This window comes from Mucilaginibacter gynuensis (assembly GCF_039541195.1).
In the GTDB taxonomy this organism is placed as follows: Bacteria; Bacteroidota; Bacteroidia; order Sphingobacteriales; family Sphingobacteriaceae; genus Mucilaginibacter; species Mucilaginibacter gynuensis.
Genome location: NZ_BAABFT010000014.1, coordinates 99,225 through 123,519 on the forward strand (window position 1 = coordinate 99,225; position 24,295 = coordinate 123,519).

At 43.7% G+C, this 24,295-nt stretch carries 17 protein-coding genes; 5 read left to right on the forward strand and 12 right to left on the reverse strand.

Going from position 1 to position 24,295, the window contains the following annotated elements; genetic code table 11:
• Positions 1–40: 40 nt before the first annotated feature.
• Together ABD894_RS21475 and pyk are read left to right on the forward strand one after the other, a co-directional pair.
• Positions 41–508 carry an IPExxxVDY family protein gene (locus ABD894_RS21475; RefSeq protein ID WP_345213135.1) on the forward strand — a complete coding sequence of 156 codons (468 nt, stop codon included), beginning with the start codon at positions 41–43 and terminating at the stop codon, positions 506–508.
• A 55-nt stretch (positions 509–563) separates the two neighbouring features.
• Entirely contained in the window at positions 564–2,000 is a 1,437-nt protein-coding gene (gene pyk, locus ABD894_RS21480) for a pyruvate kinase (RefSeq protein ID WP_345213136.1), read from the forward strand.
• A 217-nt stretch (positions 2,001–2,217) separates the two neighbouring features.
• Here the strand turns inward: pyk and ABD894_RS21485 are convergent, their stop codons facing one another.
• Entirely contained in the window at positions 2,218–2,712 is a 495-nt protein-coding gene (locus ABD894_RS21485) for a thioredoxin family protein (RefSeq protein WP_345213137.1), read from the reverse strand.
• A gap of 478 nt (positions 2,713–3,190) precedes the next feature.
• Between ABD894_RS21485 and ABD894_RS21490 the strand changes: the two genes are divergently transcribed.
• Positions 3,191–3,883: a PAS domain-containing protein gene (locus ABD894_RS21490; protein ID WP_345213138.1), complete on the forward strand. Its 693-nt coding sequence runs from the start codon at positions 3,191–3,193 to the stop codon at positions 3,881–3,883.
• Between the two features lie 77 nt (positions 3,884–3,960).
• Here the strand turns inward: ABD894_RS21490 and ABD894_RS21495 are convergent, their stop codons facing one another.
• From ABD894_RS21495 to ABD894_RS21505, 3 genes are all read right to left on the reverse strand, one after another.
• Positions 3,961–6,066, reverse strand: a complete 2,106-nt coding sequence (locus tag ABD894_RS21495; protein ID WP_345213139.1) for an LruC domain-containing protein — start codon at positions 6,064–6,066, stop codon at positions 3,961–3,963.
• A gap of 471 nt (positions 6,067–6,537) precedes the next feature.
• Positions 6,538–8,634, reverse strand: a complete 2,097-nt coding sequence (locus ABD894_RS21500; RefSeq protein WP_345213140.1) for an LruC domain-containing protein — start codon at positions 8,632–8,634, stop codon at positions 6,538–6,540.
• 232 nt (positions 8,635–8,866) lie between these two features.
• Positions 8,867–10,966 (reverse strand): LruC domain-containing protein, encoded by a 2,100-nt coding sequence (locus tag ABD894_RS21505; RefSeq protein ID WP_345213141.1) that lies wholly within the window; start codon positions 10,964–10,966, stop codon positions 8,867–8,869.
• Between the two features lie 237 nt (positions 10,967–11,203).
• Here ABD894_RS21505 and ABD894_RS21510 point away from each other — a divergent pair, with 237 nt between their 5' ends.
• Positions 11,204–11,995, forward strand: coding sequence for a DUF3108 domain-containing protein (locus tag ABD894_RS21510; RefSeq protein WP_345213142.1), 792 nt, complete (start codon positions 11,204–11,206; stop codon positions 11,993–11,995).
• 616 nt (positions 11,996–12,611) lie between these two features.
• Here ABD894_RS21510 and ABD894_RS21515 read toward each other — a convergent pair.
• From ABD894_RS21515 to ABD894_RS21540, 6 genes are all read right to left on the reverse strand, one after another.
• Positions 12,612–14,228, reverse strand: a complete 1,617-nt coding sequence (locus ABD894_RS21515; protein ID WP_345213143.1) for an ATP-dependent DNA ligase — start codon at positions 14,226–14,228, stop codon at positions 12,612–12,614.
• Positions 14,225–15,316 carry a ligase-associated DNA damage response exonuclease gene (locus ABD894_RS21520; protein WP_345213144.1) on the reverse strand — a complete coding sequence of 364 codons (1,092 nt, stop codon included), beginning with the start codon at positions 15,314–15,316 and terminating at the stop codon, positions 14,225–14,227. The genes ABD894_RS21515 and ABD894_RS21520 overlap by 4 nt, the downstream gene beginning before the upstream one ends.
• 98 nt (positions 15,317–15,414) lie before the next feature.
• Positions 15,415–17,547, reverse strand: a complete 2,133-nt coding sequence (locus tag ABD894_RS21525; protein ID WP_345213145.1) for a carboxy terminal-processing peptidase — start codon at positions 17,545–17,547, stop codon at positions 15,415–15,417.
• A gap of 202 nt (positions 17,548–17,749) precedes the next feature.
• On the reverse strand, positions 17,750–18,364 hold the full coding sequence (locus tag ABD894_RS21530; protein WP_345213146.1) for a hypothetical protein: 615 nt from the start codon (positions 18,362–18,364) through the stop codon (positions 17,750–17,752).
• Positions 18,365–18,446: 82 nt separating this feature from the next.
• Positions 18,447–19,289: an isoaspartyl peptidase/L-asparaginase gene (locus ABD894_RS21535; RefSeq protein ID WP_345213147.1), complete on the reverse strand. Its 843-nt coding sequence runs from the start codon at positions 19,287–19,289 to the stop codon at positions 18,447–18,449.
• Positions 19,290–19,337: 48 nt separating this feature from the next.
• On the reverse strand, positions 19,338–20,261 hold the full coding sequence (locus ABD894_RS21540) for a cyanophycinase (RefSeq protein ID WP_345213148.1): 924 nt from the start codon (positions 20,259–20,261) through the stop codon (positions 19,338–19,340).
• 151 nt (positions 20,262–20,412) lie between these two features.
• Here ABD894_RS21540 and cphA point away from each other — a divergent pair, with 151 nt between their 5' ends.
• Positions 20,413–23,031, forward strand: coding sequence for a cyanophycin synthetase (gene cphA / locus ABD894_RS21545; RefSeq protein WP_345213149.1), 2,619 nt, complete (start codon positions 20,413–20,415; stop codon positions 23,029–23,031).
• A 149-nt stretch (positions 23,032–23,180) separates the two neighbouring features.
• Here the strand turns inward: cphA and ABD894_RS21550 are convergent, their stop codons facing one another.
• Positions 23,181–23,840, reverse strand: coding sequence for an HD domain-containing protein (locus ABD894_RS21550; RefSeq protein WP_345213150.1), 660 nt, complete (start codon positions 23,838–23,840; stop codon positions 23,181–23,183).
• A gap of 32 nt (positions 23,841–23,872) precedes the next feature.
• The gene (locus ABD894_RS21555) at positions 23,873–24,112 is read right to left on the reverse strand and encodes a helix-turn-helix domain-containing protein (RefSeq protein ID WP_345213151.1); all 240 of its coding nucleotides are present in this window, start codon (positions 24,110–24,112) and stop codon (positions 23,873–23,875) included.
• Positions 24,113–24,295: the final 183 nt, after the last annotated feature.

The window sequence follows — 24,295 nt, forward strand, 5'->3', positions numbered from 1 at the left end:
CAAATGTAAAACTTTTGCACAATATCAGTAACAAAATTTTATGCCTACAGTTTCTATTTGTAAATTTACCGCTGTAAAAATAGTGATTTTGAACAGGAAATTTTTAAAGTTTGAGATCGATCTTGATTTTGTTTTGATCGCAGTAACAACTTCGTTAAAAGATTACCGCATTTGCTACCTTATAAATAAGCACCTCAATTTTAATTTTGTTAAAAAAACCGACCTTGAGGTTGATATAAACCAAGCCGCGCAGCCTGTTTTCTTTTCTATTTACGAGCATCATTGGGAAGCCACCGAAACAGATTTCTTTTTTATTGCCAATAAAGGATCAGATGGCTACCTTATACCCGAAATGCGAAAGATCGATTATTTTTTGATGATAAAAAACTATATAGATGATGATGAGCTTGATACGCTTGTTTTTTCGCTAAATAAGATACCCGAAATTGTTGCCGCCGTAAAGATTGATCCTAAAAAATTAAAATCCCGCGAAAATCTCCTATTTTAGCGGCGCAATTTTGAGTGTGATTGTTACACCATTGTAAAATTTAAGTTACCCCCATATGAAACTGAGTTATAACCGTACAAAAATAGTCGCCACGATGGGTCCCGCATCGTCGCCGAAAGATGTTTTATTATCGATGATAAAGGCCGGCGTGAACGTTTGCCGTCTTAATTTTTCTCACGGAAAACCCGAAGATCACAAAAAAACTATCGATACCATTCGCGAAATCAATGCACAGTACAAAACCAATGTTGGTATACTGGCTGATTTACAGGGACCAAAAATACGTATCGGCTTAGTTAAAGATGGTGGTATTCACCTGGTGAATGGTACACGCATCAACATTACCACCAATGAGTGCATTGGTGACGACAACCAGATCTACATCACTTACGAAACCTTTCCGCAGGATGTAAAACCTAACGAGATCATTTTGCTGGATGACGGTAAACTGCAAATGCGCGTTATTGAAACCAACCGCAAAGACACTGTAGTTTGCGAGGTTGTACACGGTGGTATTTTAACATCACGTAAAGGTGTTAACCTGCCAAACACTAAAGTATCTATCCCAAGCTTAACCGAAGAAGATCTTTCTAACCTGCACTTCGCTTTAGATAACGATGTAGAGTGGATCGGTTTATCATTCGTGCGTGATGCTTCAGATATTATTGAACTGAAACGCGTGATCAACTCACGTAACAGCGCTGCACGCGTAATTGCCAAGGTTGAAAAACCGGAAGCTATTGACAATATCGATGCTATTATTGCCGCTACCGACGGCGTAATGGTGGCCCGTGGCGATCTTGGTGTTGAAATGCCATTAGAGCAAGTGCCTTTGTTGCAAAAAATGATTGCCCGTAAATGTCGCGCGGCTTCAAAACCGGTAATTGTGGCTACACAAATGCTGGAGTCAATGATCACTACCCCTCGCCCAACACGTGCCGAGGTGAATGACGTAGCCAACTCTGTACTTGATGGCGCTGACGCGGTAATGCTAAGCGGCGAAACTTCAGTTGGTGAGTTCCCGGTTATTGTTATTGAAACAATGGCTAAAATTGTGCGTAACGTTGAAGAGTTCGGTTATCCGTTCAACTCATCAAAAGAGAGCACTTTAGATCTTGCATCACCTAATTACTTAAGCGACGCGGTTTGCAGTTCGGCTGTTTACCTTGCAGAGCATAGTAACGCGGTAGGTATTGTATCAATGACCATTTCTGGTTATACCGCTTTTGAAATTTCAAGCTACAGGCCAAAGGCAAGTACTTATATCTTTACCTCTAACACTCAACTGTTAAACGCTTTAAGTTTAATTTGGGGTGTAAGAGCTTTCTACTACGATAAACTGGAAAGTACTGATCAAACCATCAGCGATGTAAATGGCATACTTAAAACTGCCGATCTTATACAACCGGGCGATGTAGTAATCAACACTGCTGCCGTGCCAATTGTAAAACAAGGCAAAACCAATATGTTAAAAGTTAGCGTTATTGAATAATTAGTATTCGATAACCCAATATAGCTATAAAACGAAAGCCGCATTTTTTATGCGGCTTTTTTGTTTTGTCAGAAGATTTTTGCTGAGCAAACCTTTACGAACATCTTGTCGAGGCTGCCAAAGTAGTAGTCATAATAAATGCGTACCATTACCATAGCTCAATAATTTAAATTAGTTGTAAATGCAATATAACAAAAACGTTACAATTAATAAAAAATTATTTAACACTCACATAACTTTTTGGATCAAGCGCTTTTGTCGACCAATTCTGGAAAAACTCCATCACTTTGGCTTTGCTGTGGCCATCACCTTCTTCCAGATAACCTGAATTTTGGGTATGCAGGCGGTTGCCCTTACCATCCAACACTACAAATACCGGGAAACCAAAACGCTGCGGATAGCCTAATGAGGCCAGTACGGCTTCGTTCTTATTCTCTTTACTGTAGTTTACGTGTACAGTAACATAGTTATCGTTAAGGTATTTGGTAAGGTCGGCATCGTTGGTAACCAGTTTATTAAACTTGAGGCACCAGCTACACCAGTTACCACCCAATTGCAGCAATACATTCTTATGCTCTTTGGCAGCCTTTTTTACCGCGGCGGCTATTTCGGCTTTGGCATCAGCGGCGGGGTTGTATAGTTTGGCGGTATCCTGCGCTTTGGCAGCTATTGTAAATACAGCTAACAGGGCAATGAGTGTCAGTTTTTTCATTGTATAAATTTGTTAAAACCTAAATGTAGCGTTAAAACAAGTTAAAACCCATCAGCAAAAAGTAATATATAGCCTTATTGCGTAACATTAATGCTATTTATTAACACTGTTAATATGCCAAATAAGGTTGTTTTAAGTATAAACAACTACTTATATGGTATGCTTTATGTACTTTGTGGAAAACTCCGCATTTCAAATTCAGTAAGGCTTATTACATTTGAACATTCCCCTACTAAATATTATTAACGCATTTTAGCCGATGCAAATACGTATGGCCTTTACTACCCATATCCACCTAAATTATGAGGCCATTTTTGCACTGCAATATATAAGTGCAGTGATTGATCAATAAAAGATCAACCCTCTATAATAGTTAATTTACACCAAGTAACCCCGTCAGTAATGATGGGGTTTTCTTTTTTAAAACACATGCTGATTATGAGAGTTATATAAGTTAACACTGAATAATAATAAGCTAATGCAAATTATACTTACACCGCAGTTACTGGGCGATCTGATTGAAAAAGGATACACCTATATGCTGGCCAACATCGCTTTTAACGAGGATGCCGACAATAAACTACCCATTGTTTTGAAGCCCGTAAAGCAACAGCCGGATGTATTTGCCTTACCAAACGGTTACGAAACCTATTACCGTATAACCCGCGAGCCGCTGCAAATGATCAGCAGCCCCGGCAATACCGTTGTTATGCTTGATTATGCCAGCGACAATGACAGTATTACCGGCAACACGGTATATAACGACAGCTATTTCCGCATGAGCGAAGATTTCTTTAGGCAGGTACTGGATAGCCTGGAAGATTATGCCGTGGTAACTACCGATACCAATGGCGATGTTAACAGCTGGAATACCGGCGCTGAAAAAGTGTTGGGCTTTAAAGAGGAAGAAATATTAGGCGAAAGTGCTAAAGCATTTTTTACCCCGGAAGATGTAGCCGCAGGCATACCCGAAAAAGAACTTGGCACTGCACTAAGTGAAGGCAGGGCTATTGACGAGCGTTATCACATGCGTAAAGATGGCACTCGTTTCTGGGGCTCAGGGCTGGTGTTCCCGCTGTATGATGAAACACGTGTGCATCATGGCTTCACCAAAATTATGCGCAATCTGCGCGACCGCGAGGCCGCGGAAAAAAACGCCGATAATATATAATACGCTTTCAAATTCTTTTATAAGCAAGAAGGCCCCGCTGATATGAGCGGGGCCTTCTTGCTTATAGTGTGGTAAACTTATTTCTGATATAGTTTTGAAACATCGCGGTAGCCTGCGCCTTCGTTGGTATACCACTCAGGGTATTGCCTTCCGGCAGACATTGCCCACTCGTTAAAGTGCAGGTAGGCATCGTTAATGTTTACACCTTCAATTGGGTATTTAACCGAATACTGGTAGCTGATAGCCCATGGCAGGTTGTTTGGCGACAGGTAATACCTGTTAGCTGCCGGGTTAGTGCTGTCATCATCAGTACCGAATAATTTGGCATTAGCCAGGTCGGTTGGCAAATAGCCCGGCAAGTGAACCTCCGCGCCGCGGTTAAGGTTACTGATCAGGAACGGATTGAAATCGGCCACGCTTAATGCTGACTGATCTATAGGCGCGTTAAAGTTGATGGTTACAGTAACACGTTTGCCCTCTACCTTATCTTTTTCAGGTTTGGTATTTACAAAGTATGATCCGTCGAAATAGCTCAACACGGCATCGTGGTTATCAAATGGTATAATAACCGCTTTGCTTTGGCCTGCTTCGTTACCTTCGGCAGTACGTTTAATGTAGTTGCCAATTAATTGCTGGCCTCTTACCCTTTTAACTGCTGATGCAGGAACAGGGAATTGTACACCGAAACCATTTTTAAATGAGGCACCGGCTGCAATTGGTACATATAAACCTTGCAGGTCAACCACCTGGTTTTTGGCGTTAAGTACAAATTTGTAGCGATAATCAATCACCAGGTCATTCATATCATAATCACCTTTTTTAGGCCAGTTGTCTTCAAAAGCAACTTGGGCAAAACGGGTTTTAGATGGGTAGTAGCTATCGAAAGCACGCTCCGGATCGTTAGGATACTGGTCGGCCTCGTCACTTACACCGTCACCATCTGTATCGGTACCTTTATCAATAATAGGAATATCAGTAGGGTCAATCGCGTCGGCAACGGTTGCTTTAGCGTAGAAAACGATATCGTTAAAGTCATGATCGCAGATGGCTTCGTTACGGGCAATATCTTCAAAGCCTACCACGAAGTGATTGTGCACATCATCATTCAATACTACAGTATGTTTTTTAATGGTGTTATCAGTTTCAGGGTTGAAAGCATCGATAGAGTAAAATTTATCTACATCAGTTTGGATGCTTGAACCTGTCCATGAGTTACGCAATACGATGAAAGCGATGGTAGTACCAGCTTCAAAAGTACCCAGTTTTACCTGGTCACCAGCCTGCAAAGCACCACCCGAACCTGCTGCCGAAGTATTAGGGAACACAAAAGTTGCCTTTTTAATATCGTTAGCGTTTTTTGGAGGATTGTTGGTTGGATAAGTATAGTAAGCCAACGTGTTTTGGTAAGTAGCACCTTCAGATATAAAGGTTACATCAACTTCAGATGTTTTAATTACATTGATAGTAGGCACCGCTTTTTTAGTAAGGTACTTCGGGTGCAGTTTTTCAACCGGGACCGACTCCGGTAACGACGCGTTGATGTATTTAAGCATCAACGGCGTAATGTTAGCGCGTTGCGTTTCTTTATATTTAGGTACGCCCAAGTACAACGGGAAGTTAGCATCGTCATATATAGCATCGCTTGCCGAAGTATAAGGTGCAGGATATACAAACTGGGTGCTTGTAACCGCCTGTGTACCTGTGCTGAATATTTTACGATTTTTTTGAGTAACCGCTTGTGCGATGATATCGCCGCTGAAAGTAGTTTTACCACCAATAACTACGGTAGTTGCACTGCCGTTTATTTTAGCGATAGCGTTACGCATTAAACCAACATAAGCAGGATCAATAATTACCTGGCTTAAGCCGGCAGGCACATTCACCTTAGCTTGTATGTTACCCGCATTATCCGTCATACCGGTGTACAGCGCCTCATCAGCATTGGTATTGGCCGGATCGAATATGCGTACCAGTACGTTTGATAAAGGCTCGTCGTTATTGGCACGAAGAGTAATGTTAACATTTACCTCGTTAGAGGTTTTAAAGTTAAAACCATCCGGAGCGGCCTTGCCATTCGCGGCAGTGGTTGGGGTTGTGTTATCTGAGCCGGTTTGGACATCCTTTTTACAAGATACCATGCCGGTTACAGCTAAGGCAATAAGTAAGGTTAAGTGCTTCTTCATTTATATTTTAATTTAGTAAATAGATGTGAGTGCCATATTGCAAACACTGCACCATTCCCCAAAAACCTATAGTTTATAGAAAGAAAGCTCCATTTTGGTGAAATTAAATTACTTGGGCATAGTAAAAAATTCCACACTTATCCCCGATTGCCATTTCCCCAAATTTCCCCAATTGCTTGTGAAGCAGATTTCACAAAAATTAAAAAAACCTCCAAAGCATCATTATTTCGGCATTTACACTTCTCACAACAGGTATGAAGTGTGTGAACAAAATGATTAGTTTTTTAATTTAAATTGGCACAGTGGAGTTTTCGCCACAGTTAAATTTAATCTATTAAGTGAATTTTGGTTTCGCGGGAAACAACCGTCAGTGCTGCGGTCGTCGGGTATATATATTACCGGTTCTTATAAAACAAAAGAGGCAACGCCGTTACCGACGTTGCCTCATCAAATCAAACCACTAATATTTTATTATTTCAAGTATAAAGAGCTGTTATCTCTGAAACCTGCACCAGTGTTGCTGTACCAGTCGGTGAAAGACAAACCGGCTGAAGCTGCCCACTCAGCGAAGTGAGGGTATGCTTTGGTGATGCTAACTGTTTCAAGTGGATAAAGGATAGCAGTGTTATAGCTGATAGCCCATGGCCAGTTTTCGTTAGATAAGTAGTATTTACCTGCTGATGGTTTTGAAGCATCATCATCAGTACCGAACAATTTAGCGTCAACTTTATCAGTTGGAACATAACCCGGCAGGTGAATTTCGTAACCTCTGCGCAGATTGCTGATCAGGAACGGATTGAAGGTTGATGGTGTTAAGCTTGCTTGTGCAACAGGTGAAGCAAAAGTTACCAATACTGATACTGTAGTACCTGTCATTTTATCTTTAGCGTTCAAGGTGTTCACGAAGAATGAACCGTCAGGGTTTTTCAATACTGCATCCTGGTTGTCGAAAGGAATGATAACCGCTTTGCTTTGGCTGGCTTCAACACCATTGCTTGCGAAGCTGATGTAGTTGCTGACAGCTTTTTGGCCTGTTACTGATGCTACTGTAGAAGCTGCTACCGGTAATTGTACACCGAAACCGTTTTTGAATGAAGCACCTGATGCCTGTGGCAAGTAATCGCCTTGCAAAGTTACTACCTGGTTTTTAGCGTTCAATACTGAAGTGTAACGGTAGTTGATCACTAAGTCGTTCATGTCATAGTCACCTTTTTTAGGCCAGTTATCTTCAAATGCTACTTGAGCGTAAGTTGTTGCAGATGGGTAGTAGCTGATGTAAGCTTTAGTAGGATCGTTAGGGAAAGCATCCTGATCGTCAGCAACACCGTCACCGTCTGTATCACCGCCTTTGTCAATTACAGGTACGCCATCTTGTGATATACCGTTTACTGGGTTAGAAGTTGCGTAGAAAACTAAGTCGTTAAAGTCGTTATCAGAGTCAACATCTCTTGGAAGATCTTCGAAACCTATCAGGAACAATTTATGAACATCATCATATAAAGCGATAGAGTGTTTCTTTAAGCTTGCGCTGCTCTCAGGGTTCAAGTTATCTTGAGAGAAGTATTTAGTACCGTCAGTTTTGATACCTGAACCGGTCCATGCGTTTTGTAATAAGATGAAACCGATAGAAGTACCTGCTTCAAAACGACCTAATTTAACTTTATCACCGGCATTTAAAGCACCGGCAGAACCTGTGTTTGATGCGTTTGGCAATATAATAGTAGCGTTAGTTATATCGCTTGCGCTGGTTGGCGGAGTACCTGTTTTGTAAGTATAGTAAGCCAAAGTGTTTAAGAAACCTGCACCTTCAGATACGTAAGTGATCCAAACGTCAGACTGTGCTGTAATGTTAAGCGTAGTAGTGTTTTTGCTTGACAAGTACTCAGGATGGCTTTTAGGTACCGGGTTTGACTCTGGTAATGAAGCGTTCACAAATTTTAATAATGAAGCGTCGATCACGTCGCCGGTTGCCTCTAAATATTTAGGGCGGCCAACACTCAGCGGATAAGTTGAGTTGTTAAATACCGCGTCGGCTGAACCTGTGTATGGTGAAGGGTAAGCAAACTTAATGTTAAGAGCGTTACCTGTAGTAGCCGTACGGATTGAGTTAGTTTTTAAAGTTTGATCAGCAGAATAACCGATGATATCGCCACCGAAGCTGTTTTTACCACCGATAACTACTGTAGTAGCGTTACCATTGATAGCAGCAGTTGCGTTGCGCATTAAACCTACGTAAGCAGGATCGATGATCAGTTTATCTAATGAAGTAGGTACAGTAACGGTTGCTTTGAAGTTACCGCTTTTATCAGTTACTGCTTTAAAAATTGGAGAAGTAGTATTGTTAGGATTGTAAACACTTACAACTACACCATCAATTGGTTGGTCGTTGTTGGTTTTCAATGTTACGTTTAACGCTACATCTTTAGTAGTGTTAAAGTTGAAACCTTCAGGGGCAATTTTGTCAGTAGAGGTTGTCGGGTTGGGGTTAACCTGGTTTGAACCGTCTTTTTTACAAGATACGATACCCGCGATTCCAAACATCAACAGGTAGGTAAATACTTTTTTCATGTTATAAATTAATTAGTGTGTCTTTTTGTTCAGTCTTATGCAACTATAAGTCCAAACTTGCAAATACTGCGTTTCAAGCACGAAATAGCCCTTTTTGCGTGCCAAAGGTCAATATTTTACTTCACACTTTTTCTCACTTTGGGAAAATTTTCCACAAAATGAGTTCCCCACAAACAAAAAAGCGCCACAATTGCTTGTGACGCTTCCCCATTATTAGTTAATTAAAGAAATCCTACTTTGAGTAAATGAAGCTATTATCGCGATAGCCTGCCGCGGTATTGCTATACCAATCGGTAAAGCTCGAACCGCCCGATGCCGCCCAGTCTGCAAAGTGCAGGTAGGCTTTGGTGATAGTTGCCGCTTCAATTGGGTAACTGATGGCTGTGTTATAGCTGATAGCCCATGGCCAGTTTTGTGCCGACAGGTAATACTTACCACTTGATGGTACCGATACGTCATCGGCAGTACCGAATAGTTTGGTATCGGCCTTATCAGTTGGCACATTGCCCGGCAAGTGCACTTCATAGCCCCTGCGCAGGTTACTGATCAGGAACGGATTGAATGATGAAGCCGCTAAATTAGCCTGATCTATAGGCGACGCGAAGGTAAGCAGTACTGATACCGGGGTACCAGCAACCTTATCCTTATTAGTTAATGTATTCACCAGGAACGATCCGTCAGGATATTTCAATACCCCATCCTGGTTATCAAACGGAATAATTACCGCTTTGGACTGCCCGGCTTCTACCCCGCTGCTGGCAAAGGTGATATAATTGCTGATAATTTTTTGTCCGGTTACCGATGATACTGTTGAAGCAGCTACCGGCAGTTGCACACCAAAACCGTTTTTAAACGAAGCGCCTGCTGCCTGGGCTATATAATCGCCTTGCAGGGTTACCACCTGGTTTTTAGCATTCAGTATATATTTATAACGATAGTTTACGATAAGGTCATTCAAATCATAATCGCCTTTTGATGGCCAGTTATCTTCAAATGCCACCTGCGCGTAAGTACTTTCTGAAGGGAAATAGCTGATGAATGCCCTTGTAGCGTCGTTAGGGAACGCGTCCGACTCATCGGCCACGCCATCACCATCGGTATCGCCGCCATCATCAATAGCAGCTACGTTGGTAGTTGATATAGCGGTAATAGGGTTAGCGGTAGCGTAAACAACCAGGTCGTTAAAGTCGTTATCCGAACCACTTTGCCTGTTTTGGTCTTCAAAGCCCAGCAGGAATAGTTTATGCACATTATCATAAAGCATTACCGAGTGGCGTTTAGTAGCCGTAGTGGTTTCAGGGTTGAAGTTAGGGTTGGTAAAGAATTTAGTAGCTGCTGCATTTACTGTAGAGCCTGTCCACGCGTTTTGTAATATTACGAACGCGATAGAAGTGCCGGATTCAAAAGTACCCAGTTTCACTTTATCGCCGCTTTTTAAGGCCCCGCCCGAATTAAGCGCCGAAGCGTTGGGGAATACATAGGTTACCTTATCAATACCACCTAATAATGTACCGCCTGTTGATAACGTTGGCGGATCGGTAGTTTTATAAGTATAATAACCCAGTGAATTTAAAAAGCCCGCGCCTTCAGATACGAAAGTGATCCAAACATCTGATTTAGCGGTTACGTTAATAGTAGCTACCGCGCTCGAACTTAAATATTCCGGGTGCGAAGTAGTTAATGGAGTGCCTTCCGGCAACGAGGCGTTTACATAAGAGAGTAACGAGGCATCGATAATATCGCCTGTAGCTTCCAGGTAGGCTGGTTTACCTAAGTTAGTTGGCGCCACAAACGCATTAGATGCGGTATAGCCTGTTGGGTAACCATAATCGGTAGTGATAACACCGGTGGTACCTAAACCGTTACCCCTTATTACGCCGGTCGGGTTTATTTCTTCGGCTACGATATCGCCGCTGGCGCCTGCTTTACCGCCCAGCACCACTGTTGATGATGAGCCGTTGATAGCAACACGGGCGTTACGTATTAAGCCTACATAGGCAGGGTCTACAACTAACTGGCTTACAGAAGTTGCTACGTTAATGGTAGCTTTTAAATTACCGTTTGCATCGGTTACGCCCTTATAAATGGCCTGATCGCTATTGGTACTGCCTACATTGTATACGCTAACCACTACGCCCGATATGGGCTGGTCGTTATTGGTTTTAAGCGTTACATTAACGTTAACATCCTTACTGGTTTTAAAGGTAAAACCGTCGGGAGCAATTTTTGTTGGGTTTTCATCCGGACCATTATCTTTCGATTTGTCCTTCTTACACGATACAAATCCTGTAACTGAAGCAATCAGCAGGATTGAAAGTAGTCTTTTCATCATAATATTAATTAGTTCGTTAGTCGCACCGAAAACTTTTTTGCTTTCAGTTAAAATCTTAACGGCTACAAACTTCAACAGGTTCTGTATCAGCCTTGAATGAACAAACTGAATAGGCTTTTGAACTTAAATGCTGGTTTTTCGCATTGGTCAATAACCAACATCTCCAAATTTGATGATGATTTATGGGCTGTAACAAATGCCTGTGTCACAAGTCAAACCGGCAATAAAAAACTTATCATGATTAAAAAAGCTATACTTTTCGCATTGCTGCTGGCCTGTATAGGCAGCTATACATTTGCCCAAACTGTAGATACCATCCGGCTGAAGGACAAGCGCCTGCTCACATCGGTTTTGCAACCCGGGTTTAAACAATACATGGTTTATTTTCAAATGCCCGTACGTAACAAAGTGCTCAGCATTTCTTTATGGACACGCGATGTTAGCGTCACCAAATTTCAAAACCAGCCGGTGTATAAGGTTACCCAAAACTGGTACGCCGCCGACACCAACCAGTACCGCCACATCGTATCCATCAATAAAAAAGCAGACTTCGCCCCTATTTATCACTCCGAAACTATCGGCACTAAAACCAAGGCGTATAACTGGTATGCCGATAAAGTAGTTGGGGCCGATACCGTTGCAAATAATCTGGCTAAGGATTTCAAGATCGATTTCAACACACCCAACCTTAACTGGAACTTGGATATTGAAACATTTGAGATGCTGCCGCTGGCAGCCGGAAAAACCTTCGCCATCAACTTTTACGATGCCGGTATCCTGAAACCCGACTATATCCTATACAAAGTAACCGGCAGCGAAACGCTCACCCTGTTAAACAACGAAAAGGTTGATTGCTGGGTACTGCTGCACGATGGGGAACACAACGGTGCCAAATTCACCCAAACCTTTTGGATCACCAAAAAAAACCACGAGTTTATAAAAGAAGAAGATGCCTTTAACGGCGGCTACCGTTACAAAGTAAAACTACCGGGCAGTGCGGTGAATGTTGTAGAGCGGTTTAAGAAGTAATGGAATTATAAAAAAGCGTCGCAGACGCTAACCCGGTTTAAGCACTCGTTGAAAACGAGCGCAAGGGTTTCTCTTCATAAGAACGCGTCATTGCGAGGAACGAAGCAATCTCTATACTATACAGGGCGGCTCTGCTTACGTAGAGATTGCTTCGTTCCTCGCAATGACGCGTTTTTCAGAGTAAGACTTACGAAGTTTTTGAAACTTCGTAAGTCTCGTTCCTCGTCAGCAAAGAGCTTCGGGCGAAAATGGGCAGAACTGTGGAGGCCAAAAGCGCAAAGGCGGGCATAGGAACTTGTTGCATGTGGAGCGGGATAGAGCAGCGGGGCAAAAGTTCCAGCCCAAAGTTCTGCCGTTTTGCAGGGTGTGGCATGTGCGGCAAAGAAGCCTTTTGCTGGACAAGGGTTTATTCGTTATTGGTTTGTTTTTAAAGGTACTCATGAGATCGCTTCGCTTAGTCTGTTACTTTTGCCCTCAAAAGTAATGTGGCTCTGCGCCCAAGAGCAGACTAACGTAAATCACAGCACAAGCAGAGCCTAAGTAGAGATTGCTTCGTTTCTCAATGACGTGAAGGAGAAAGAGGTTGCTTCGCTCTCCGCAATTACAAGAAAAACAATCATTCATTCAAAAGCGATTTCAAACTCTCTAAAGTATCCGCTTCCTCTTTCTTTTTATCATGCCGCCAGCGGAGGATACGGGGGAAACGGAGGGCGATGCCCGATTTGTGGCGGGTTGATTTATTGATGCCCTCGAATCCTATTTCAAATACCAGTTCGGGTTTTACGGTACGTACCGGACCAAACTTTTCGAGCGTATTACGCTTCACAAAGTTATCTACCTTGTTTATCTCCTGGTCGGTAAGGCCCGAGTAGGCTTTAGCGAATGGCACCAGCTTGTCGCCATCCCATACGGCAAAGGTATAATCGGTATACAAATCGGCACGGCGACCGTGGCCTTTTTGCGCGTAGATCATCACCGCGTCTATTGACAGCGGATCGATCTTCCATTTCCACCAATCGCCACGGCGGCGACCAACCTGGTAAGTGGCATTCTTGCGCTTCAGCATAATACCTTCGGCTATCATGGCACGCGATTGCTCACGGATGGTTTCCAGTTCGCCCCAGTTATCAAACTTTATGAGTGCCGAAATTCTGAATATATCCGAAAATGACGTGGCGGCTTGTAAGCTTTCCAGTATCTCACGGCGTTCGCTTTGCGTTTTACTGCGGATGTCTACGCCCTCGTACTCCAAACAATCGTAAGCGATTACCGCTACCGGACTTTCCTCCAGTATCTTTTTACTTAAATTTTTGCGGCCGATGCGTGTTTGCAACACATTGAATGGCAATGGTTGGTCATCCCGAAAACTCAGTATTTCCCCATCTAAAACAGTCCCGTCGGGCAGGGCATTTAAAAACGGGTGCAGTTCGGGGAATTTATCGGTGGATAGGTCCTCGCCCCTGCTCCATATAAATATCTTGCCCTCGCGCTTTATCATTTGGGCACGGATGCCATCCCATTTCCATTCGGCCTGCCAGTCATCGGCATCGCCTAATGAAGTTTCTAAATCATCGGCTGTTTTTCGCTTTTCTGATGTTTCCTGTATAGGGTAAGCCAAAAAGAAAGGGTATGGCCTCGAAATATCATCGGCCGCGCCTTGTGCCTGTATCAATTGCGGGTAATGATAAGTTTCGGGCATCCAGCTCCCCATAATGCGGTGGGTAAGCGTGGGCGCTTCAATTCCGGATATATCCGCCAGCGCTTTAATCACCAGGTTTTGCGATACTCCCACCCTGAAACTTCCCGTCAATAGTTTATTGAACACAAAGCGTTCCTGGCTATCCAGCATCGCCCATGATTCTACCAGCCAAAGCTTACGCTCTTCTTCGGTGCGGGTAGCAATTTCATTTATCTCGGCAATCCACTCCGTAAGCGATTTATGGCTGCTGTTCTCATTGGCGGGCATCAGCAAGGCCATGGTTTCGGCCAAATCGCCCACTACGTGATAGCTTTCCTCAAATAACCAGGCCGGGATGTTAGATACTTCGATGGCCCAGTTGCGCACCAGGGTAGAGTTGATAGGCCGCTTCGGCCGCCTGCCGGTAAAGAGTGCAAGCATGTGCATCTTGTCCGAATCGGGCACACTGGTGAAATATTCTTTTAAAACCCTAACCTTTTCATTGGTTTTGTTGGTTTCATCTAAAGAGAGAAAGAGTTGGGCGAATGCTTTCATATAGCAGATTCCTCCTTGGCTTCACCTAAATCCTCCCCGGGCGATAGCGCTTTTTCTTTTTCCTCAACAACTTCCCCTTCCGCCGGAGATGAAGCGCTCTCTTCATCATCACCATATAATGTATGTACCTCCTGCGCGTTAAAACCAATTTCGTTTAAATAGCGGGTGAACGATGCCGTGTAACCATGGGTAAGGTATACCTTTTCGCAACCGGTAGCATCAATGGCACTGATGAGGCCATCCCAATCGGCATGATCGGAGAGGATAAAACCCCTGTCGGCAGCCCTGCGGCGTTTCGCTCCGCGGATCGCCATCCAGCCCGAACAATAGCCGAAACTATACGGCTGAAACTTCCGCATCCAGGGTGTACCTACTGATGATGGCGGGGCGAGTATGATCCCCCTGCGCACTTCCTCTTTCGGACTATCTATCGTAATACGTTCGGTAGGGTTTAATATAACACCATTGCGGCGCAGGGCTTCGTTGGTGTTTTCGATAACGCCATGGGTATATACTTTGCCAATACTTAGATCGAGGTTCTGCAAAATGCGTTGTGCCTTGCCTAACGAGTAACCCACAATTACGGTAGCTACGCCATTATCCACATTGTTTTGCCACCAGCTGTTTACATCCTCAAATATTTTAACCTGCGGTTTCCACTGGTAAACGGGCATCCCGAAGGTACACTCTGATATAAAATGATGGCAGCGTACCGGCTCAAAAGGCGTTGATATCCCATCGTCTTCTGTTTTATAATCGCCGGATACCACCCAAACTTCACCCTTATACTCCAACCGTATCTGTGCTGAACCTATCACATGCCCCGCCGGGAAGAGCGAGATCTGTACCCCGTTCTTCATTACCGTTTCGCCATACTCCACAGTTTGCAGTTCAATTTCGCCAAGGCGGTATAATAAAACCTCGCGCGATAAATGGTGCGCCAAATAATGCTTGTGCCCCCAGTAGGCATGGTCGGCATGGGCATGGGTAATTACGGCATCGTCTACAGGTTTCCAGGGGTCAATATAAAATTTGCCCTGTTCGCAGTAGATGCCCTTGTCGGTAAATTCAAGCAATGGTTTAGCCATGGTGCTTAGATAACCATTGTAATACCAATTGGTTTTAAAACAACAGATCCCGGCTTCGTTTCCGAACCGGGATCTGTTAAATATGCTTGTAGCTACGCTTACTTCATTACTGAAGTAAACTTGTTATCTAAATTGATGTAGTCGATCAGGATCTGTCCGGCCTCAACCTTAATAAAATCCAAATCTTCGTTGCGCGGCCTTGTTTGTCCTTTTTTAAGCGGAGGCAAGCCCATAGCTACACGGCGTTTGTTACCACGCTCAAAGGCAGTAGTTTCATCTTCGTCGCGTTCCTTTTTAAACTGCGCTTCGTTAAGCGTTACGCTTTTTTCAGCATCGTGCTTTTTAAAATCCGCGATGTCTTGCAACAAATATTTGTAGCTATCGCTTTTTGCCATACGTTGCTGGTGCAGCTTTTTAAGCTCGGGCAATACGGTTGCAAAATCACCAACCTTGGTATAAGCACTTTTAGGGATCACATCATAAGGCAATGCCGATGGTTCAGTATCTTCACCATATTTATCCAACGGAATAACCGATGGGAAATCAATATCAGGCGACACACCTTTGTGCTGGGTTGAACCACCACTGATGCGGTAGAACTTGGCAACTGTAAGGTTTAACTGCCCATAAGTATTTTGGCTGCCATTACCTGCTATTTTTGCTTTGTTACCTGCCAAATTAGCAACCTTATCAACCAATGAATTACCTATTACTTTATCTAAATTGATAGCACTTTGTACAGTACCTTTACCATAGGTTTGAGTACCCACAATTAAACCACGACCATAATCTTGTATAGCGCCGGCGAAAATTTCGGAAGCCGAAGCGCTGAAACGGTCAACATTGATCAATAGCGGACCAGCGTAGGTTACCGTTGGATCTTCATCATCATTCACCTCAATTTGGCTGGCAGCGTCTTTTACCTGTACAACAGGGCCTGTTTTAATAAATAAGCCGGTAAGTTCAATAGCTTCGGTTAATGAACCACCACCATTTTGGCGAAGATCGATCACTACACCGTCTACTTTCTCCTGTTTCAGGGTATCCAATATCAGTTTAACATCGCGAGTGGTACTTTTGTAATTAGGGTTACCTGAGCGGTAGTCATCAAAATCAAGGTAAAATGCCGGGATAGAGATGATACCTACTTTAAATGTTTTACCATTGCTATTATAAGTTCTTATTTCTTTTTTGGCCGATTGATCTTTCAGGATGATCTTCTCGCGCACCATTTCAACAATTTTAGGCTTGCTTGAAGTGTTCACACCGCTCGGTAAGATCTCTAAACGTACAGTTGTACCTTTAGTTCCACGGATAAGCGAAATAGCGTTCTCCGTTCTCCAGCCCACAATGTTTTGGAACTCGCCGGTTTTGCCTTGTGCAACACCTACAATGCGGTCGTCAACATTAATTTGCTTGCTTTTATCAGCCGGACCGCCCGGTACTACCGATTTGATAGTTACATACTCGTTCTCTGACAATAGTGATGCACCTATACCCTGTACCGAACGCGACATTTCAATATTGAAATTAGCGGCATTGGCCGGGTTAAAGTAATTGGTATGCGGATCAACAGCTTCAGTAAAGGCATCCATAAAGATCTGGAATACGTCCTGATTAGTCAGCTTGTTCGATTGCGACAACAGGTTATCATAACGCTTTTTCAGTACCTCTTTATTTTTAGCCATATCCTTATTGGCTACCTTTAAACTAAGCAGGTCGTATTTTACACGTTCGCCCCAAAGGGTGTTCATTTCGCTTTCACTGTTTACCCAGGGCAAGTCGTCGCGCTCAAAAGTAAACGTTTCGTTTTTGCTGTAATCAAAATTGGTATTGATCTGCGTAAGCGAATACTTAATGCGGTCGTTATATCTTTTTTGGTACACATTAAAAATGTAGAATACATTGGCCAGGTTACCAGCTTTCAGGTCGTCATCTAAAACGGTTTTATATTTTTCAAACTCTTTTATGTCAGATGCCAGCAGGTAATTATGGTTAACATCAAGCGATTTGATGTAACGGTTATACACCTCTGTTGAGATAGAATCGTTAAGGGTTACCTTCTTATAATTGTATTTTGATATCAATTCGGCCACTTTTTTGGCCACTATGCTTTGCTGCTCATCTGGTTGCAGATCATTAGAGCCGGCTACTTTCGCCGGTTTAGAGGGAGAGGCCTGGCAGGCAAGCGCAGCACTAACCACCAACACTACATATAGTTTCTTTAGCATATCTTTTACCGTCTTTAATTCAAGGTTTATGTTCAACATCAATACTTGTGCCTCTTTTTATTTATTTGCTAATGTAAAAAAAGACAGCATATTATGCTGTCCATCTACTTATTAATTGAATAACAATATTACGATAATGTTTTACTTGTATTGTATATGACTCGGCATTTTACGCTATTGTTACAAAAAAGTATAATTATTACTACTTTGATTTTGCAACCGGGTCAACATTGTCGGCATACTTTAATTCGCTTTTGGGGGCTTGCGAGTTAATTCCCTGTATGCTTTCCAGCTTTTTAACTATTACTTTTTCATCTGCCTTCCAACCGTTACTGCTGGCTATCTGCCTGGCTTCCAACAAATCCTGTCGGCCAAGGTTAACATCGCCCATATCAATTTTAACATTGGCAAGGCTTATTAAATTGGCAAGGGTATGCCTGCTGTTATTTTCGCGGCGCGATATCAGGATGCTTTGCAACAGGTACCATTTGGCTTCGGAAAGGCGGTTTTGTTTGATATAAATATTTGCCAGATCGCTAAAGTTATAGCTTGCCGTGCTGTACTCCCTAAAGCGCATATTATGCTGGGCATTACGCATGGTTTTGTACTCGGCCATATTAAGGCGGTACCAGCTTATCAACTCATTGCTTATGATTTTGGGGCACGATACGGCCTCAAACTTTATTTTTTCAACGGAATGGTTTGTCGTGTTAGCTATAGGCGGAAAGCGCTTCCCCTTTAAAGGGCCAATCCTCCACCACTGTGCCGATGCCGAAAAACTTATTGAACAAAAGAGAACAAGTACAAAATATTTCATGTATTTATTTGCCCGGGTTTAATAAATTAACTGGTACTCAAACATAATTATTAATTACCAGATATACAATAGTTTGCGCGGGTTATTCAAACACCTCGGTTTCGCCGTCGCACAATGCCCAAACCATGTAGGGATGGGTATCGTCGTGGTAAATATCACCATTGGCAGCAATACCGATTATGCCCGCGAAGCCATTATACGGTTTTAATTCGTCGAGGGTTTTATCAGATGCCGCATGCAGCGAAAAACCATCGCTTACGCGTGTAACTATCTTAGTAGCAATTGATCCGCTTACAATATCCTCACCCACACCGGTGCATGATATACCTGCAAAAGCGTTGGCGTAATTACCGGCAGTAGTTGCCGAATCGCTCACGCGTCCGGGTATTTCAAAGCCTTTTCCGCCTGTTGATGTAGCTGCGGCAATGTTGCCGTAAACATCAAGCGCCACACAGCCAACGGTACCTAAACGGATAGAGTCACTTAATTTTTTTTCGTATTCCTTACGGCGCTGCGGTATTTCGGGGCTGTAATATTTAAAGCCGTTCTCGCGCGCGAAATCCTGCGCACCTTTGCCGCTTAGCACCCTGTCTTCATAAGCCAATAATTTTTCGGCAATGCAAATAGGGTTCTTTACATCCTCAATATTGATAACGCCCGAAAATCGCTGGGTTTTGCCATCCATGAGGGAGGCGCTCAATCTTATTTTACCGTCGCTTTGTATTTGGGAACCGGTACCGGCATTAAACAGTTCGCAATCCTCCAGCAAACCTACGGTGCGTACCACAGTTTCGAGAGCAGTATGGGTTTCCAGATATTTATAACCGGCCTCTACAATCTCCTTTAAAGCATTTTGCTTGGCCTGTTTAACCTCCTGGTTAGTTTGCGACTCGCTGAAAAAACCGCCGTGGATAATTAACTTCATTTGGGTACAATTAGTTTATAACGGACGATTGTGTTTTTTATGATACGATCATTGTAAAAGATCGTCATTGCCGGGCATGTTCAGGAATACACCATCCTCTACCTTTATGGCCTTTTTTATTAACAGCCTGTGCTGTTGCAAATCGTATTTATCAAATATAGACATTACGTGCACTTTAAGGTTCTCGATAGATACCGGGTCGCCTATTTCTACATCGTATATATTGGTTTCAACCATTGATTTACCGTCAACCAATATCACCAGGCCCGAGCCAATGGCTTCCATCATACTGCCTTCGGTGATCAGCAAACCTGCATCCTCACCCAAACCTATGCCTAATATGCCGGGGTTACTGGCTACCGCGTACAGTAACCTGCCTATGCGGCCGCGCTGTACAAAGTGGGTATCTACAATAACGCCGTCAACAAAACCCAGTCCGGCGGTAATTTGTACTTCGCCTTTTACCAGGGCCTCGTTGCTTTGCCCGCGGTAGATCATGTGAGTGGAAGCCGCGGCCGCGCCTGCCGATGTACCGGCTATCACGAAATGCTCTTTCTGATAACGCCTTTTCAGAATCTGCAAAAACTCGGTACCGCCAAAAATAGCGGTAAGGCGTAGCTGGTCGCCCCCGCTGAACATCACTACATCGGCTTTGTTAAGGCGGTCGAGGTATTCTTTGCGGCCGGCATCTTCCCTGCTTTTAATGTGCATTACATTTACATGCGTAACATTCAACTGCCCGAACGATTTGATATACTCATCGCCCACCAGTTCAGGAATTTGCGAGGCAGTCGTAATTACCTCCACTACCGATGCTTCATGATTGGCAGATTCGGTGATAATGCGCCTTAATATCCCCTTTTCAAAAAACTTGATATAATTGGGCTGCATTATATGTTCCTGGGCGCTTATGTTGCTGCCCATATCAACTGCACCGCCTATTATGATCAATTTACCTTTCGGGACACCCATATTTTATATCGCTTAATACAAATTAAGATAAAATAGCTCAGAAACAATAGGGTATTTTTAAAAAAGTGACGGATTTGCACATCAAAAGTTTCTTTCCATTGTTACGTTTCTTAGTTTTAGGAACAAAAAATCACACTCCGGCACCTTACTTATGAAGATTGAGAATATACAAGTGTTACGCGGCCCTAACATATGGAGCATCAGACGTAAAAAATTAATTCAAATGCGGTTAGACCTGCAGGAGCTTGAGCATAAACCCACCAATGAAATTGCGGGGTTTTATGAACGCATGAAAGCACTCATTCCCTCATTATACGAGCACCGCTGCTCGCCGGGCGTACCGGGCGGCTTTTTTGAGCGCGTAATTGCCGGTACCTGGATGGGCCACGTTATTGAGCACATCGCCCTCGAAATTCAAACCCTGGCAGGCATGGATACCGGATTTGGCCGCACCCGCCAAACCAAAACCACCGGCATTTACAATGTTGTTTTCAACTACATTGAAGAAAAAGTAGGTGTTTATGCTGCCGAAGCTGCCGTTCGTATAGCGCAGGCTTTAATTGATGGCGAAGAATATAATCTGGAGCACGACATACAGCAGATGCGCGAAATACGCGAGAACACCCGCCTTGGCCCAAGCACCGGATCCATCGTTGATGAAGCCATAGCGCGCGATATCCCGTGGATCCGGTTGAACAATCAATCGCTGATACAACTGGGCTACGGCAAAAACCAGGTACGCTTTCGCGCCACCATGACCGAAAAAACCAGCAGCATCGCAGTTGATATTGCCAGCAACAAGGAAGAGACCAAGCGACTGTTACAGGAACAAGCTATACCTGTTGCCAAGGGCATGACCATTTCCTCGACCGATCAGGTTGACGAGGTGATACGTAAAGTAGGCTTTCCGCTTGTATTTAAACCGCTGGATGGTAACCATGGCCGGGGCATCAGTATCAATGTAAAAACCCGTGAAGACTCTATCGCGGCTTATGAGTTTGCCGCCAAAATATCGCGCAGGGTAATTGTGGAGCGCTATGTTACCGGGTACGATTTCCGGGTACTGGTGATAGATAATAAAATGGTTGCCGCCGCATTGCGTGTACCTGCCCATGTTAAAGGCGACGGCGTGCTTACCGTACAGCAACTCATTGACAAGGAAAATACCGACCCACGCCGTGGCTACGGGCACGAGAATGTGCTTACCGAAATATCTGTCGACCGTGACACTTTAGACCTGCTTGAAAAAAGGGAGTATACTTTAGAGAGCGTTCCGCCGGAAGGTGAAACGGTATTTTTAAAATCGACCGCTAACCTGAGTACCGGCGGTACATCGGTAGATGTTACCGACCATGTGCACCCCGACAATGTTTTTATAGCCGAACGCATCTCGAAGATCATCGGTCTGGATATTTGCGGTATTGATATAATGGCCGAAAACCTTACCGAGCCATTAACCCAAACCGGCGGTGTAATACTGGAAGTAAATGCCGCGCCGGGTTTCCGTATGCACGTAGCGCCAAGCGAGGGCTTGCCGCGTAATGTGGCCGGGCATGTGATCGATATGCTGTATCCGGCAGGTAAATCGGCACGGATTCCTATTATATCGGTAACCGGCACCAACGGTAAAACGACCACTACCCGCCTCATCGCCCATATTGTAAAAAACAACGGGCACCGAGTGGGCTTCACCACATCCGATGGTATTTACGTGCAGAACACTATGCTGCTGAAAGGCGATACCACCGGCCCGGTAAGCGCCGAGTTTATATTGAAAGATCCTACAGTTGATTTCGCGGTGCTGGAAACTGCCCGCGGTGGCATTTTACGTTCGGGATTGGGATTTGGCAAAAGTGATATAGGCGTGATCACCAATATTCAGGAAGATCACCTTGGCCTGGCCGATATACACAACCTGGACGACCTTACCCGTGTTAAAAGCGTAATTATTGATTCGGTAAAAACGGACGGCTGGGGTATATTAAATGCCGATAACGAATATTGCGTACGTATTGGCAAACGCGCGCATTGCAATGTCGCCTATTTTAGCCGTAACGAAAAGAACCCTGTAATTAAGGCACACTGTAAAAAAGGCGGTATTGCCTGCGTTTACGAAAACGGCTTTATTACCATTATTAAAGGCGACTGGAAGATTCGTGTGCAACGCACTATTGCCATCCCGTTAACTTTTGGCGGCACCGTACCGTTTATGATTGATAATGTGATGGCGGCTACATTGGCCACCTTCCTGTGCGGTTTTAAAACCGAGGATATCCGTATTTCGCTGGAAACCTTTATACCATCGGCTGCGCAAACGCCGGGCAGGATGAACATTTTCGATTTTAAGGAGTTCCGCTTCATGATCGATTTCGCGCATAATCCGGATGGATACATTGGTGTAAGGGAATTTTTAAAGCATGTTGATTCGCCTCAAAAAATTGGACTGATAGCCGGTACCGGCGACAGGCGCGACGATGACCTGCGCGAACTGGGCCGTTTAGCGGCTACCATGTTTGATCATATTGTTATACGCCAGGAAAATCATACCCGCGGCCGCACCAAAGAGAATATCATCGGCCTGATGACCGAAGGTATGATGGAAGTAAATCCATCTCAATCATTCGAGGTGATAGGATTAACCAATACCGAGGCTGTAGGCTATGTAATTGGCCTGGCCCAACCCGGCGCTTTTGTAACTACCCTAAGCGATGCCGTTGATGGCGCTATAGCGATAGTGCAAAGTTTCCAGGAAAAAGAAAGAGACAATTAAGCCCCCGGCCCCCTCAAGGGGGAGTGAGAGATACAAGAGTAAAGAATCAGGAGACAAGAGTTGAGAATCAGGAGATAAGATTCCTGCTTGAGTATTATAAGAAAGCCGGTTAGTTTTTGCTAACCGGCTTTTATTTTCTTTTATTCCGTTTATTCTTCTCCGCATTCTAAAAAGAACTGTTGCAGGTAGCTTTCCATAAAGGCGTGCCTTTCTTGTGCTAATTCTTTGCCGGTGTTGGTGTTCATTTTATCTTTCAGCAGCAAAAGCTTTTCGTAAAAGTGGTTGATGGTTGGGGCTGTGGTATTTTTGTATTCCTCTTTGCTCATGTTGAGGTTGGGTTTTATTTCAGGATCGTACATTGCCCTGCCTTTAAAACCTCCGTAACTAAATGCCCGCGCTATACCTATGGCACCAATGGCATCCAGCCTGTCGGCATCCTGAACGATCAGCATTTCGGGCGAACTAAACACCTGCTCACCAAAACTGGCCTTGAACGACATATACCTTATAATTTGCTGAACATGGCGCACCGTTTCTTCATCAACATGGATGCTGCTCAGCCAGTCGCCGGCCACTTGCGGACCAATATCTTCATTACCGCCATGAAATTTGGCATCGGCAATATCATGCAGCAAAGCTGCTAATTCAACAATAAATTGATTGGCTTGCTCGCCGCGGGCTATTAGTTTGGCATTATTCCAAACACGGTTAATGTGCCACCAATCGTGGCCGCCCTCGGCATTTTGAAGCGTATCGCGTACAAACGCTTTCGTTTTTTCTATTAGTGATGCCTGCTCTTGTGTCAACATCAGGCAAATATAGCAGTTTGAAACAGCGTTAACTACGCTGCCTCAAACTGATCAATATTTATAAGATCTATACTGCTTACGCCCAACACGTCAGCAATTTGAAAAAGTCGTTCGAGGGTTATTTTCGTATAACCCAGTTCAATTTTACTATATGCATTTTGCGATATCTTCAGCTTGGCTGCCAAATACTCCTGTGTGTAGTTTTTGGACTCACGCTGTTTCCTGATGTTAGCTGCAACACTTCTTATCTTAAGGCTCAGTGAATCTTTCATAGTCTCATCGCGTATTAATTGCAGTACTAACGAGAAATTTTCAAGCACGGATTTTTTAATAATAACTTTATGTACAAATAATTTATAATACATTGATAATAAGCGAGAAATTGTGAATATAGATGTACAATAATTAGCTAAATCGGCTTAAGTAAAGTTATTATGTGATAAAAGCGAAGTGCT